Here is a 13,160-nt window from a genome sequence, read left to right as displayed (position 1 = left end):
CAGGAGGTCCGCCCGGCTCGGGAGCCCTTCATGCAGGTGCCGATCCGGTGGTGACCTGCGAGCTGACGAGCCGCTCGAGCTCGGTGAGGCCTGCACGCAGCTCGGCGGCGAGCCCGTCGAGCCCTGCGTCCTCCACCGCCCGCGACTCGTAGGCGGAGGTCAGCGCACCGAGGTACCAGAGGTGCCGGCGGGGGTCCTTCTGGTTGAAGCGCTCCCACAGCGACGAACCCTGTGCGCGGTGGTCGGCGATCATCGACCGCAGGTTCTGCAGCTTGTCCGCTGCGCTGACCCGCAGGACGTCGATCGGCTGGTCAGCCACGTGGTCGACGTAGGCCTGCTTCCGCTCATCCCACGGAGGCTTCTCCTCCCCCTTCGCCGGGAGAGCGTCCGAGAGGCCCTCGACCATGCTCGCCACGTGCGCGCCGAAGGCAGTCTCGATGCGGGCGAGGGTCTCTCGGCCGCCCTGGTCCTCCGCGGTGTCGTGCAAGAGCGCGGCGACGACGTCGTCGGTCGCTCCGCCAGCCTCGAGGACGAGCGAGGCGACGCCCCACAGGTGCGCCATGTACGGGATGTCGGTGCCCTTGCGGGCCTGGTCGACGTGCTCGTCGAGGGCGAAGTCGAAGGCGGCCTTGACCGTCGACCAGTCGATCTCACGGGGTTGGGTCATCGAGGGTCCTCTCGGGGTTGTGAGGGTGTGGTGCGAGCCTGGTACCGCTCGTTGCGAAGTGTTGACCGTTCCGGAAAAGTCCGTGCTCGTCAGGCCACGATGAGCAGCGTGAGGCAAGCGCCCCGAGGCGGTCGATGGCCAGGTCGAGCACCGCTCGGTCGTGGCCCGGTTGAAGAGGTCGGTGTCATCGGCGACGGCGTCCATGTCCACCACTTGAGCCGCCCGTCCGGCGAGGTGAGGTGAGGTGAGGTAGATGTTCGTGTAGGGCCCGAACTTGCCGGGCGTGCCGAAGGTTCTGATGACCCGGCCAGCACGGATGAAGTCCTCACGCGTCATCCCCGCCGAGCGGCCGAGGACGACGTCGGCGCTCCCTTCATCGGAGGACTCAAGCGCGTCAATCGTGTCTCTAACTCAAACCCTCCAGTTGGCGGGCGTTGAGACGGCGTAGTCGCCAACACCGATCGCGGCGAAGTGCTTGGTCGCTGCCTTGATCTTCGCGTTCTCGGTCGGGCGGCGCTTGACCTCGTCGTCGGTGCTCTTGGTCTCGCGGATCATGTAGATCCGGTCGGCACCGTCCTCGTGCTTGATGATCGCCCAGTCCGGGTTATACGGGCCGACGGGAGTGTCGATCTTGAACTTGCCCGGGAGCTTCATGAAGAGCTTGATGTCGCTGCGGCCGTCGAGCAGTTCGGCGAACTGGCGCTCGGGCTCGGAGTCGTAGACGACGTAGTCGAAGTCGGACTTCTCCGGGTTCTGCAGCTTGTACATCTGGTCGAGGAAGCGGTCCTTCTCCTCCTGACCGTCCTTCTGCAGCTCGCGCAGCTCATAGACGTAGCCGCCGATCTTTTCGTACTGGATGCCCTCGGTGACGATCTCTGCGAGCACGGCCTGCAGCCGACCCTTGACCATCTGGATGAAGTCATTGGGGTTCCCGATGAACTCGGGCAGGCGCTCGCTGTCCAGAAGGATGTCGATGATCGTCTTTCGCGTCAGCGACGTGGCTTCCTGCAGCTCGGTGATGATGTCGGGCAGGTCGTAGGCCCCCTGGAGAGATGCGGATCGCTGGCCGGTCTCGGTCGCCTTGGTGCCACCGCGAAGAATCTTGACTCCGGCACGGGTCACTTGGATGCGAAGCGGCTGGATGGCCGGCGCTTCCTTGATCGCCTTCACGGTCGCCTCAATGAGCCGGTCACGCTCGACCGAAACCCGGTACGTCGTGCGAGCTGAGATGGCGCGCCAGAACTCTTCGAACTCGGGGTTCGCGAAGAGCTCCTTGTTGAGCTTGCGTGCCTTCCGCTTGGACTGCGGCTTCACGTACCGCTCGATGCTAGAGCGGCCGATGTACTCGATGATCGTGTCTTCGTACGGCCAGAAGAAGTCCGGGATGTGCTGCTTGAGGTCGAACCCGAGCTGCGTCGGATGGTAGGCAGCGGTGACCTTGCCGTCCTTGATCATCCCCGAGGACTCCAGTGCCTCGTAGAGAGTCTTGGAGCGCTCGTAGCCGAAGTACTCCGGGCCGTCGGGCTCGATGTGCTCTTGGTAGAGGGCGATCTTGGAGAACTCCTGCAGGCGCACGCGACCGATCTCGACGCCCGACTTCTCGTACTCGGTCTGGAGCGACTTGGCGAACGCGACGTAGGACTCGTTGGCGATCACGGTCAGCTGGGCGACGCTGCGGTCTGCCACGCGCTCGCCAGTCTGGTCAACCGGCAGGCGGAGGCCACGGCCGATGGTCTGGCGTCGCTCTACCTCGGCACCCATTTCGCGCAACGTGCAGATCTGGAAGACGTTCGGGTTGTCCCAGCCTTCACGAAGTGCGGAGTGGCTGAAGATGAAGCGGACGGGCTCCGCCTGGTCGAGCAGGCGGGCCTTGTCGCGCATGATCAGGTCGTAAGCGTCGTCGTCGGCCTTGGTGCTGCCTGACGTGTCCTGGAAGGTGTCGGTGCCGCCGCGCTTGGCCTTGAGAACGGAGAAGTAGCCGCGTCGAAGCTCGGCGGGATCCTGCGGGAAGAGTTCCTGCCATTGCGGCGACTTGGCTCGCTCCTCGCGGAACAGCTCGTCGAACCACTGGACGAACTGGCCGTTGGCGTCGATGTTGTTGAAGCCGTCGCCGAGGAAGTTCTCGACCTTGTCGATGAAGAACAGGCTGAGCACCTTGATGCCCTTCGACGCCAGCATCGTCTGCTTGCGGAAGTGCTCCTTGATCGTCTCGCGGATCATCTCGCGGTAGATCGAGTCGGAGTTGCCGCCGATCTCCTCGCCCTGCTGAAGCATGCCGTGCTTGTTGAGCTCCACGAACTGAGGCTCGATCGACAGCTCGGTGATCCACCAACCCTCGTAGGCGGGATTGTTGGTGAGGTTGGACAGCTCCTGGTCTCGCTTGGCCTTCACGACTCGGCGAGTCAGAGAGCCATCGGCACCGCGTACGGCCAGCTCGAGCTTGGCCTCCCACGGGTCGCGCTTGACCTCGACGACCTTGATGTACGGCGTGGCGTCCGAGCCCTGCTGGGCGACCTCTGCGACGACGATCTGCTTGACGAGGCCGTGGTCGTGGGCGTCGACCGGGTCGAGCCGGTAGACGACATTGCGCTGCTTGCGGTGCGTCGCAGAGAACCGCAGCGTGGCAATCGGGTCGAGCTCCCCGATGGAGGACTGCGAGAGCTGCGACTCCATGTTCTGCGGCTCATCCATGATGACCACCGGACGAGTCGCCTTAAGGTAGTCAATCGCGCGAAATCCTCCCAATTGGTTTCGGGCCTGATGGATAATGCGCGTATTAGCATTTCCGCGGATCGCGTCAATTGTCATAACCATGATCTGAACGTTCGTGCTGGTCGCGAAACCTTGAACCTCATCTGCGAACTTTCCCGAATAAACCGAGTAATCGAATGGCTGCGCGGGATACAGGCCACGGAAGTGCTGGTGCATCAACTTGATGCTGGTGGTGACGCCTTCCTTGATCGCGACGCTCGGCACAAGAATGACGAACTTGGTGAAGTTGTACGTCTTGGCCAGCTCGAAGATCGTCCGCAGGTAGACGTACGTTTTGCCGGTGCCGGTCTCCATCTCGATGTCGAAATCGAGGGCATCTCCCGCGAGAGCCCCGAGAACCTCCAAGCCGTTCTTGTCCTGGACAGCCTGCAGGTTCTGCAAGATGGTCGCCTCGTCGAGAACGAGGTTGTTGCCCACCGCTCCGACCTCCTGCGAGAGATCGAGATCGAGACTGGTCTGATCCTGGGCTCCGTTCAGCGTGCCCTTCGTACGCAGCGTAGTCAGGACCGCTTCCGCGTCTTTGGGCTGGCCGTCGAAGAGCTGCACCAGCGACCCGATCGCGTCGAGCTGGTATTGCTGCTTGGCGTCGAACTTGAACTCCATCAGGCAGTCCAGAGCTCCACGCCCTTGCTCTTACAGAGCTGAGCGAGGTTGGTCTTCAGTTCGTCGTCACCGTGGAACGCGTCCTCGAGGATTACGAATCGCGCGGGCTCCTCATCCACGACCGCGCGGAGCTGGTCGAGCGAGGGCTTCGTGTGCTCGTCGAGGTACGCAAGCAGCAGGCCGCCTCCAACAGCTTGAACGGTGAGGCCTGCGATGTCCTGTTCCGCCGACTCCTCCGTGAGGGAGTAGCCCTGCTTCAGCAGCAGTTCGGCGAGCAGCGAGTCAGCGGTCGCGTCATCCTCCGCGCTGTCGCGGAGCTCAAGGAGGTGCTGCTGAAGCTTGTCGGCATCGACGTCGCTCGACACCCGCCACTTCGAGAAATTGGTGTCGACCAGGGCGAAAGCCCGGAATCCAACATCGACCGCCTGGCCGGCCAGTTCCGCCTTCACCTGTTCGCCTGCCGCGTCGATGCGCTTACGCGAGATGTCAGCAATGGTGTCGAAGCCAGCCCGCTTCGCATCGGCATCGTCCGTCGGCTCGGGCAACTGGACTGCGATGAACCGGCGGGCGCCACCGTCCTTAGCGTTCACTGCCATGACTGAGTGCGCACTGGAGCCCGACCCGGCAAAGAAGTCCAACACGATCGAGTCGGGCGTCGTGCCAATCGCGACCAAGGTCTTCAGAAGCTTGGTCGGCTTCGGGTTATCGAAGTAGCTGCCGCCGAGCAACTCCCGGACTTCGGTGCTTCCAGTCCGCGTACGGCCAAAGCGGTCGTCGACGAACAACGAGCGCGGCTTGCCGCCCGGCTTCTGGTAGTTCTTCGTGTAGACGTTCCCGTCTTTGAAGACGAGCTGGTCCATGTTGTTCTGGACCTTGTCCTTGGACCAGCGCCAGATGGCATTCGGGCGAGCGGGATCGCGATGCGAAAGCTTGTAGACCTGCCCGTCCGGACCCACAAGGTCGTAGTCCATCGAGCTGGAGTACTGAAGGTTTTGCTTGTCTAGGCGTTCGAGGGCGTATTTCCCGCGCTCGTCCTCATTGTTGTACGAGGTTGTCGCCACCGCATCGGGATCGAGGCCGAGCGCGTTGTCGGTCTTCGAGCGAGAAAAACACACGATGTATTCGTGATCGACAGCCACCTCGCCGCTGTCATTGGCGCCGCCGCTCTTGCTCTTCCAGATGAAGGACGCGAGGTGGTTGCCCTCACCGAAGACCTCGTTACAGACCTTCACGAGGTTGTCGATCTCGTTGTCATCGATCGAGATGAAGATGACGCCATCCTGCGTCAGCAGGTTCCGGGCCAGCTTGAGGCGCGGATACATCATGTTCAGCCAGTTCGAGTGGTAGCGCCCCTCGGACTCGCTGTTGGTTGAGACCTTCTTGCCCTCTTCGTTGACCTGCTTGGTCCACTCGAGATAGGTCTCCAGCCCCTCCTTGTAGTTGTCGGGGTACACGAAGTCCTTGCCTGTGTTGTACGGAGGATCGATGTAGATCATCTTGATCTTGCCGTGGTAATGCTTCTGCAGGATCTTGAGCACTTCCAGGTTGTCGCCCTCGATGAAGACGTTCTTGGTCGTGTCCCAGTCCTTGCTCTGGTCCTTCATCGGGCGCAAGGTCGCTGTGGTGGGCTCCTGGGCGGCGCGGAGCGCGCGCTTCTTGCCCGGCCAGAACAGGCCGAACCGCTCGCTGCTGTCGGCGACGTCGTCGGCGAGGAGCTCGGTCAGCTTGGTGACGTCGACCTTGCCGTCCGCGATCGCCTCGGGCACCAGCTCCTGCAGCTGGCGCGCCAGCTCGGTCCGCAGGTGGGGGGTGGCGCTGGGGATCTCGTGGATCTCGTCGTTCATGCAGTGATTCTCCATAGGATGTTGAACAGGTCTTCGGTCTCGCGCTTGCCCTTGAGCGACTGCTCGATCAGGTCGAGGTACTTGTCGATCTCTTCCCGGAGCTTGATCCGCTCGCCTCGCGCGCGGTCGTCCTCGTCTTCGGCCTTCTGTGCCCAGCGCCTGGCTTCCTTCTTGTGTCGCAGTTGCTCCATCGGGTCGTCGGTCTGTCGCGCCGCCTTCCGGCTCTCCTTCTCCTTCTGGCGGTAGTCGCGGATCAGCCCTTCGGACTCTGCCTTGCGGTCGAGCGTGTTCCGGTAGAGCAGCTCCTCCTGCTGGTCGTAGTAGCGAGCGTTGCGTGCCTGCACTTCCTTCTCGAACACCTCTCGCTGGGCGTCCAGATGCTGCTCGAAGGCCGACTCGTCGATCATGTCAATCGGGTCCGACACTTCTGTGCAGGCGAGGTCCATCAAGTCAGCGACGTATTCGTGGTCGAGCCACTCGCCGTCGTCGGTCAGGAGCCCCGCGAGCGCGTACGACTCAGAGATGTCCTCGGTGCCGGCCTTCATGCGGAACGTGACGACCTTGCTCACGAGCTGCCCGCTCTTGCCCTGCAACGCCTTGATCGCGGTGCTGGCCCGCTGGGACTTGCCGAGGCTGAACGTCAGCTCACGCGCAGGCGTGTCCGCGTCCTTCGAGGTGGCAACGACGTACTCGGCCAGGGGGCTGGCGAAGCGGTACTGGTGAGCGTGTTCCTGCGGCTGCGACTTGAAGAAGTAGCGGCCGGTCTTGGCGTCTGGGATCGGGGCCGTGTGGAGCTCGAACTGGCGGCCGTCTCCCTCGAAGGTGGCGACGCTGTCGAGCTGGTACTTGGTGACCGCCAGCAGGAGCTGCTCGAAGCGGTTGAGCACCTCGCCGGACTGCGCATCATACGACTTGAGGCGGTCCTGGACGTTGGGGTCGAGGTTGTCGAAGACCTTGGCCTTGGCGCTGGCCATCTCCTTCGAGATCTCGCCTTCGAACTGCTTCTCCAGCTGGTTGAAGGCGACCTCGATGTCGCCAGCGGTCTTGCAGCGGTTGAGGATGTCGCTAATCGTCTTCTCGAAGTCAAGGCCGTCCTCGATCGAGCCGAGCACCTCGTCGCTGGCGCCGAAGACGCCCTTGAAGAGGTGGAACTTGTCCTCCAGCAGCTCGAGGATGCGCTGCTCGGCAAGGTTGCCCTTGTTGGAGAAGTTCACGACGACGACGTTGTGCTGTTGGCCGAAGCGGTGGGCGCGTCCGATGCGCTGCTCAACGCGCTGCGGGTTCCAGGGCAGGTCGTAGTTGACGACCATGGAGCAAAACTGCAGGTTAATGCCCTCCGAGGCTGCCTCAGTGGCGATCATGATTGTGCCCTCCTCGCGGAAGTAGTCCACGAGAGCCTTGCGACGGTCGGCAGCCAGGACACCGGTGACGACGTCGCTTCCCTTGTTGCGTTCGAGCCACTTCTGATAGATCGCTGTGGCCTGCGGCGAGTCGTTCCGGCCGTTGAACAGGAGCAGTCCCTCGCCCCATCCGGCCTCGGTCAGCGAACGGGCGATGTAGTCCTGAGTCACCGTGGAGTCGGTGAAGATGATGGCCTTCTGAGGCGCTCCCAACTCGCGCAGGCGCTCGAAGCCGAGGTCAAGCGCGTGATTGAGCTGGACGGCCTTTTGGTTGACCGTGATCGCCCGGGCCAGCGCGGCGTACTCGCGCAGCTCACGGACCTCATCCTTCATGGGCTCGATATCACGCGGGTCGAGGGCCGTGAATCCGGACTTCGGCTCCTCGTCGAGCTCTTCCTCTTCCTCGTCGGTGAGGTCGGCGTCGACCATGAAGCTGCCCGTGTTGGTCCACCGCTTGCCCTCCTCGACTTCTCGCTCCAGCCGGCCCGCAACGCGTTCGAGCGTGCTCGCGATGGCGTACGTCGAGGAGCCGAGGCGCTTGCGGATGATCAGGGCGCTGAGGTGGCGTGTGGACTTCGAGAAGGCGTAGACCTCCTCGCGCTGGAGGTAGTCGTTGACCAACTCGTACAGGCGCTGCTCGTCGCGAGACGGCTCGAATCCCACAGTGAGTGGGAGACGCTCGGTGAACCGGATGTACTTGTCGGCGTCGCGGCGGAGCGTTCGCTTGCTGACCTGCGCGACGCGGTCGCTGAGGTCGTCGAAGGCTGCCGACTCCCGGTTCTTGATGTAGCGCTCGCGGAAGGCGTCCAGCGAATAGAAGTAGTTGGGGTCGAAGACTGAGACCAGGCCGTAGAGCTCCTCGAGCTTGTTCTGGAGCGGAGTCGCGGTGAGCAGAACGGTCTTGTGCGCGCCATCGACGATGTGGGCGACGGCGTTGGCGACCTTCGCCTTGCCGTTCCAAAAGTTGCGCAACCGGTGCGCTTCGTCGGCGACGACGACGTCCCACGCGCGCAGTAGCGACAGCTCGTGACGCTGCGCGAACTCGTAGGAGCAGATCAGCACCTCGGGTGATCGGCCCGCACCGAGCAGGCGGTCTTTCGTCTTGGCATCGAGGAGCGAGCTCGGGATGAGGAACTTCTCGTGGAGCTCCTGCTGCCACTGCTGGCGCAGGCTGGACGGCGCGACGATCAGGATGCTGCGCTTGCGCTCAGCCCAGTACTGGCTAATGACGATGCCCGCCTCGATCGTCTTTCCGAGGCCGACCTCGTCAGCGAGGATGACGCCCTTAAGGAACGGGGTCTGGAGCGCGAAGAGCGCCGCGTCAATCTGGTGCGGCTTGGGCTCGACCTGAGCGTCGAAGAGGAGGCCGGCGAGTTTGCCGACGTGATCGCTGGCGTAGCTGCGCTGGAGTTCGTGGGCGTAGTACTTCGCTTGATAGTCCGTGAATCCGTCACGAGGTACGACCTTCGCACCCACCAGCGGACCGCCTGTGTCCCCCTCTAGACCTGACACTGAGCCTCCGCTGACTGACCATATCGCTGGCGTCACCTTACTCTCTGCTACCGACACGCGTGTCCGCTTTGCTTACTAGGGTCGAACCGTCGCCGTCCTCAGATGGGAGTCCCCTTGTCCAAGTACGAAGTCCGCCAATTGCCCGTGAGCAACTTGCTCGCCTCAGTCAAGGCTGAGCAGATCGCGATCCCGGAGCTGCAACGTCCCTTCGTCTGGGACTCGGTCAAGGTCCGCGACCTCATGGACTCCCTCTACAAGGGCTATCCGGTCGGGTATCTCATCACGTGGCAATCGATTGGAGCCCACCTCAAGGGCGGCAGGGTCGCCAACCACCAGCAGATCCTCATCGACGGGCAGCAGCGCATCACCGCTCTACGGGCGGCGATCGCAGGACTCCCGGTGATCAACAAGAGGTACAAGTCGATCCGGATCAAGATCGCGTTCAACCCCATCACCGAAGAGTTTGCGACCTGGACCCCGGTCATCGGAAAGAACCCTCAGTGGATTTCAGACATCAGCGAGCTTTTCACGACGGATACGCCGTTCTCCTTCTTCAGCTCGTACTTCGCGGCCAACCCTGATGTCGACCACAAGGTCGCCGAGGTCAACCTCAACCGGCTGAACCAGATCAACACTGCTCCCATCGGCATCATTGCCCTGAGCGATGACCTCGACGTCGAGACCGTGTCCGAGATCTTCATCCGGATCAACTCTAAGGGCGTGCCCCTGTCGAGCGCAGACTTCGCCATGAGCAAGATCGCGACTTACGGCGATCGCGGTCGCAACTTGCGGAAGCTCATCGACTACTTCTGCCACCTCGCGGTGGCCCCCCACGCATACGACGACATCCAGGCCAACGATACGGAGTTCAGCTTGAGCCCTCACCTGGCCAAGATCTCCTGGCTCAAAGCTGACAGCGAGGACCTCTATGACCCCGCCTACGGCGATGTCATCCGCGTTGCTGGACTCGTCGGGTTCAGCCGAGGCAAGGCGTCAAGCATCGTCTCCGAGCTGTCCGGCCGAGACCCTGAAACCCGCAAGGTTGATGAGGCACGGATCCCGATCGCCTACGACAGGCTTGAGGCCGCCCTCGACTCGATCGTCAAGCGATACCACTTCGAGAACTTCGTGATGACCATCAAGTCGACCGGCTTCATCTCCCCCCGGATGGTGAACTCCAAGAATGCCCTCAACTTCGCCTATGCCCTTTACCTCCGACTTCGGCAGGACACCACCCTGTCAGAGGGAGAACGTAAGCGCCTCGTCCGCCGGTGGTTCGTTATGTCGATGCTCACTGGGCGGCATTCCGGCAGTTTCGAGTCCACGTGGGAGCAGGACATCCGTCGCATCGGGATGATCGGGGCGGCCGCCTACCTCAAGCAGATCGAGGAGTCCGAGCTCACCGACGGATTCTGGGAGGTGGCGCTCCCGGCCAACCTTGAGACCACGAGCACGGCGAGCCCCTACTTTCAGACCTTCCTTGCCGCGCAGGTGACCAGCGGGGCGCGAGGGTTCCTTTCCAGGGCCATCACCGTCGCGGCTATGCACCAGCAATCAGGCGATATTCATCACGTGGTGCCCAAGGACTACTTGCAGAAGAACGGCTTCCCCGACCGAGGTGACTACAACCAGGTAGCGAACTACGCGCTGACAGAGACATCTATCAACATCAGCATCTCGAATCAACCGCCTACGCAGTACATGGCCCGACTGGATGAGCAGATCGACTCCGGGCAGCTGACTCTCGGAGAGATCACCGACCGTAGAGACCTCAATCGAAACCTTACCGAGAACGCCATCCCAGCGACGCTGGACCAGGTCAGCGCCTCCAACTATCCCGAGTTCCTCAACGCACGACGCCGACTCATGGCCCAACAGATCCGTACCTACTTCGACCAGCTCTAACGGCGGTGGTGGAGCAACGCGTCCCGGAAACCCTGGTTCGGTGACGCACCCGGCAACGCCGAGCACACCCCCTTCGTCGCGATGTCGTGGTCGACCCCCCGCAGCATGGCGTACGCGATCCCGACCGCGGGGGTGCGCGACTGCGCGGCCACGCAGTGGACGAGCACCTCGTGCCCCTCGTCCCGCAGCGCGGCGACGGTCTCGGCAGCGTCGCGCAGGACGAAGGCGAGGTTGAGGTTCGACTCCTCGGCCGCGTCGTCGATGAGGCGGAAGGGGACGTGCACGACCCCTTCGGGCACCTGCTCGTGGCCGACGAGGCACAGGCTGACCACCGCGGTGATCGACTCTGGCAGGTCGTCGAGGGCCCGGACGTTGCCGAGCCACACCCCGTCGTCGAAGGGGTGCCGCACGAGGACCCGCTGCTGCCCCCACCCGTCGTAGGGCAGGCGACCCAGCTCCGGCCATCCGTGCGAGGTCGGGCGGCCACCCGCCGCCGCGAGGTGTGCGAGCCCGACGAGCCTCTCCCCCGTCAGTCCCGGGTAGCCGTGGAGGATCCGGCGCCACCGCGCCGGCACCGCCGACGCACCCCACCGCGCGCCGAGCAGCCCGCCCGCGATCGCGGCGACCGTGTCGGTGTCGTGCCCGATGCCGATGGCGCGAGCGAGCGCGTCCTCGAGGTGGCGACGCGGGTCGTCCGTCGGGACCGGCGTGTGGTGGATCGCCGACCACGCCGCCTGGAGCGACTCGACGACCCAGCCGTTGCGGGTGAAGCGCTCCGGCGGTCCCGCCTCGGCCTCGCGGATCCGATCGGTCCAGTACCGGACCGGCTCCGGCTCGAGGTGCTCGAGACCCGCACGCACGTCCACCTCACCCGTGACGATCGCGTGCCGTATCGCGTGCGACCACAGGACGCAGGCCTCCCCCGCCCGCGGGTCGGCGTGGGTGAGGCGACTGACCGCGTTCGCCGCTTCAGTGAGCCCCTCCGGGTCGTCGAGGTAGCCGAGCGCGACCGGCGCAGTCCGCATGAGCGAGCCGTTGCCCGCAGTGTGACCGGTCCGGGCGTGCAGCGCGTCCGAGGCCGCCGTGAGCGCAGCGCCGCTGGGCTCGCGGCCCGCGGTGCTGAGCACCGACCGGGTCTGGTTGCCGATGTCCGCCGGACCCGACTCGTACCAGCCGCGGAAGCGGCGGGCGATCTCCGTGAGCGACTGCTCCGACCGGAGGTCCACCCCCTTCGCCGCGACGTCGAGGACGCACCACGCCATCGTCGTGTCGTCCGTCCACTCCCCCTTCGCGAAGTTGCCGAGCCCACCACCAATCATCTGCGGACCCTCGGGACCCGGCCCCGCACCGAACTCGTACCCCGCGCCCAGCGCGTCGCCCGCAGCCGTCGCGAGGACGGCGCCGCACGCCCGGTCCGTCTGTGCTGTCGTCAGCCTCATTCAGGCCACCTCTCCTCGGGCGCGGAGCGCCAGGTCGTCGCGGGTCGCAGTCATCGTGCTGCGGAAGGAGTCGAGCAGGGCCACCAGGTGCCCCGGCGCGAAGGGAGCCGCCGGGATCGTCGTGCGCAGGAAGACCGAGCGGTCCTCGAGGACGAAGGTCTCCCATCGGTACTTGCGGTTGAGAACCGAGACCTCGGTGGCGGTGTTGCGGCGCGAGTACACGCCGTGGACAAGCCGGGCGAAGATCATCACGCACGGGACGTCCGCCTCGGCGCGCACGAAGACCGGCTGGCCCATATGCTCGACGACGAAGTCACCGTCGCTGTCGACCGTCGGCTCGCCACCGACGATCTGCTCCATCGCGTCGTGCACGAGGACGCGCAGCTGGTCGTGGTCGTGCGGCATGAGGACCATCACCGGCGTCGGCTTGCCCTCGGCCTCTGCGGCGGGCTCGTGCCGGACGACCTCGGAGGGGATGAGCGGCAGCAGGTCCTCGACCGTCGCGGCGGAGGGACCGCTCGCGCTGAAGGTGTAGAGGCCCGGGTGCGGCAGGCCGAAGCTCTGCATCGCGACGACGACCTCGCGGGCCATCTTGTCGGCGTACGACGTCGGGCGCTGGCGGTGCCAGTCGACCTCGGTGTCGTCGTTGCCGGTCCAGTCGCGCTGACGGAGGAAGGCCTCCGCCCAGGGAGCCATGACGTGCTGGACGGTGAGGCGGGCGTCGCCGCTGACGACGGCGTCGACCCGCGTGCCCTCGGGCGTCGCGGTCAGCGTGACGAAGGGGTAGGTGCCACCCGGCTCGTTGCACACGATCTCGAGGACCAGACGGTCGGTGTCACCCCCTTCGCCCTGGTGGGTGGCGGCTGCCGCAGGCAGCCCGGCGACGTAGGTGGTCAGGCCGCTCTCGAGTTCCTGCCACACGGCCTCGACCTCGGGCGGGAGGTCGAAGGGGTACCTGGCGGCACTGCCGCCACTGCTGGGTCGGGTCATCCGGCACCTCCTGGTCGGGGCGAGCGCT

Annotated in this window: 7 protein-coding genes; 1 reads left to right on the top strand and 6 read right to left on the bottom strand. The window is 64.4% G+C overall.

Features of this window, described 5'->3' with window-relative positions:
* Window positions 1-28 precede the first annotated feature (28 nt).
* The 4 genes from JNO54_RS08160 to JNO54_RS08145 all read right to left on the bottom strand — a co-directional run bounded on the left by JNO54_RS08160 (window position 29) and on the right by JNO54_RS08145 (window position 8,762).
* Window positions 29-667: an HD domain-containing protein gene (locus tag JNO54_RS08160; protein WP_204143453.1), complete on the bottom strand. Its 639-nt coding sequence runs from the start codon at window positions 665-667 to the stop codon at window positions 29-31.
* A 411-nt stretch (window positions 668-1,078) separates the two neighbouring features.
* Complete coding sequence (locus JNO54_RS08155) at window positions 1,079-4,042, bottom strand: restriction endonuclease (RefSeq protein ID WP_204143452.1); 2,964 nt, start codon at window positions 4,040-4,042, stop codon at window positions 1,079-1,081.
* A complete protein-coding gene (locus JNO54_RS08150) occupies window positions 4,042-5,886 on the bottom strand; it encodes a site-specific DNA-methyltransferase (RefSeq protein WP_204143451.1) in 1,845 nt (614 codons plus the stop codon). The genes JNO54_RS08155 and JNO54_RS08150 overlap by 1 nt, the downstream gene beginning before the upstream one ends.
* Complete coding sequence (locus JNO54_RS08145) at window positions 5,883-8,762, bottom strand: SNF2-related protein (protein ID WP_204143450.1); 2,880 nt, start codon at window positions 8,760-8,762, stop codon at window positions 5,883-5,885. The genes JNO54_RS08150 and JNO54_RS08145 overlap by 4 nt, the downstream gene beginning before the upstream one ends.
* Before the next feature lie 180 nt (window positions 8,763-8,942).
* Here JNO54_RS08145 and JNO54_RS08140 point away from each other — a divergent pair, with 180 nt between their 5' ends.
* Window positions 8,943-10,703, top strand: coding sequence for a GmrSD restriction endonuclease domain-containing protein (locus JNO54_RS08140; RefSeq protein ID WP_307818123.1), 1,761 nt, complete (start codon window positions 8,943-8,945; stop codon window positions 10,701-10,703).
* On the opposite strand, the gene JNO54_RS08135 is transcribed toward JNO54_RS08140, so the two are convergent.
* Both JNO54_RS08135 and JNO54_RS08130 read right to left on the bottom strand, forming a co-directional pair.
* Complete coding sequence (locus tag JNO54_RS08135) at window positions 10,700-12,142, bottom strand: ADP-ribosylglycohydrolase family protein (RefSeq protein WP_204143448.1); 1,443 nt, start codon at window positions 12,140-12,142, stop codon at window positions 10,700-10,702. The two genes, JNO54_RS08140 and JNO54_RS08135, sit on opposite strands and share 4 nt — an antisense overlap.
* Window positions 12,143-13,132, bottom strand: a complete 990-nt coding sequence (locus tag JNO54_RS08130; protein WP_204143447.1) for a T3SS (YopN, CesT) and YbjN peptide-binding chaperone 1 — start codon at window positions 13,130-13,132, stop codon at window positions 12,143-12,145. It abuts the gene before it with no gap.
* Window positions 13,133-13,160: the final 28 nt, after the last annotated feature.

The organism is Janibacter endophyticus (genome assembly GCF_016888335.1).
Classification (GTDB): Bacteria; Actinomycetota; Actinomycetes; order Actinomycetales; family Dermatophilaceae; genus Marihabitans; species Marihabitans endophyticum.
This window is presented reverse-complemented; position numbering and strand designations above follow the sequence as displayed.

Coding starts and splice junctions, on each gene's coding strand:
- JNO54_RS08160 (WP_204143453.1), bottom strand. CDS start 667: ATGACCCAACCCCGTGAGATCGACTGGTCGACGGTCAAGGCCGCCTTC.
- JNO54_RS08150 (WP_204143451.1), bottom strand. CDS start 5,886: ATGAACGACGAGATCCACGAGATCCCCAGCGCCACCCCCCACCTGCGG.
- JNO54_RS08130 (WP_204143447.1), bottom strand. CDS start 13,132: ATGACCCGACCCAGCAGTGGCGGCAGTGCCGCCAGGTACCCCTTCGAC.
- JNO54_RS08135 (WP_204143448.1), bottom strand. CDS start 12,142: ATGAGGCTGACGACAGCACAGACGGACCGGGCGTGCGGCGCCGTCCTC.
- JNO54_RS08155 (WP_204143452.1), bottom strand. CDS start 4,042: ATGGAGTTCAAGTTCGACGCCAAGCAGCAATACCAGCTCGACGCGATC.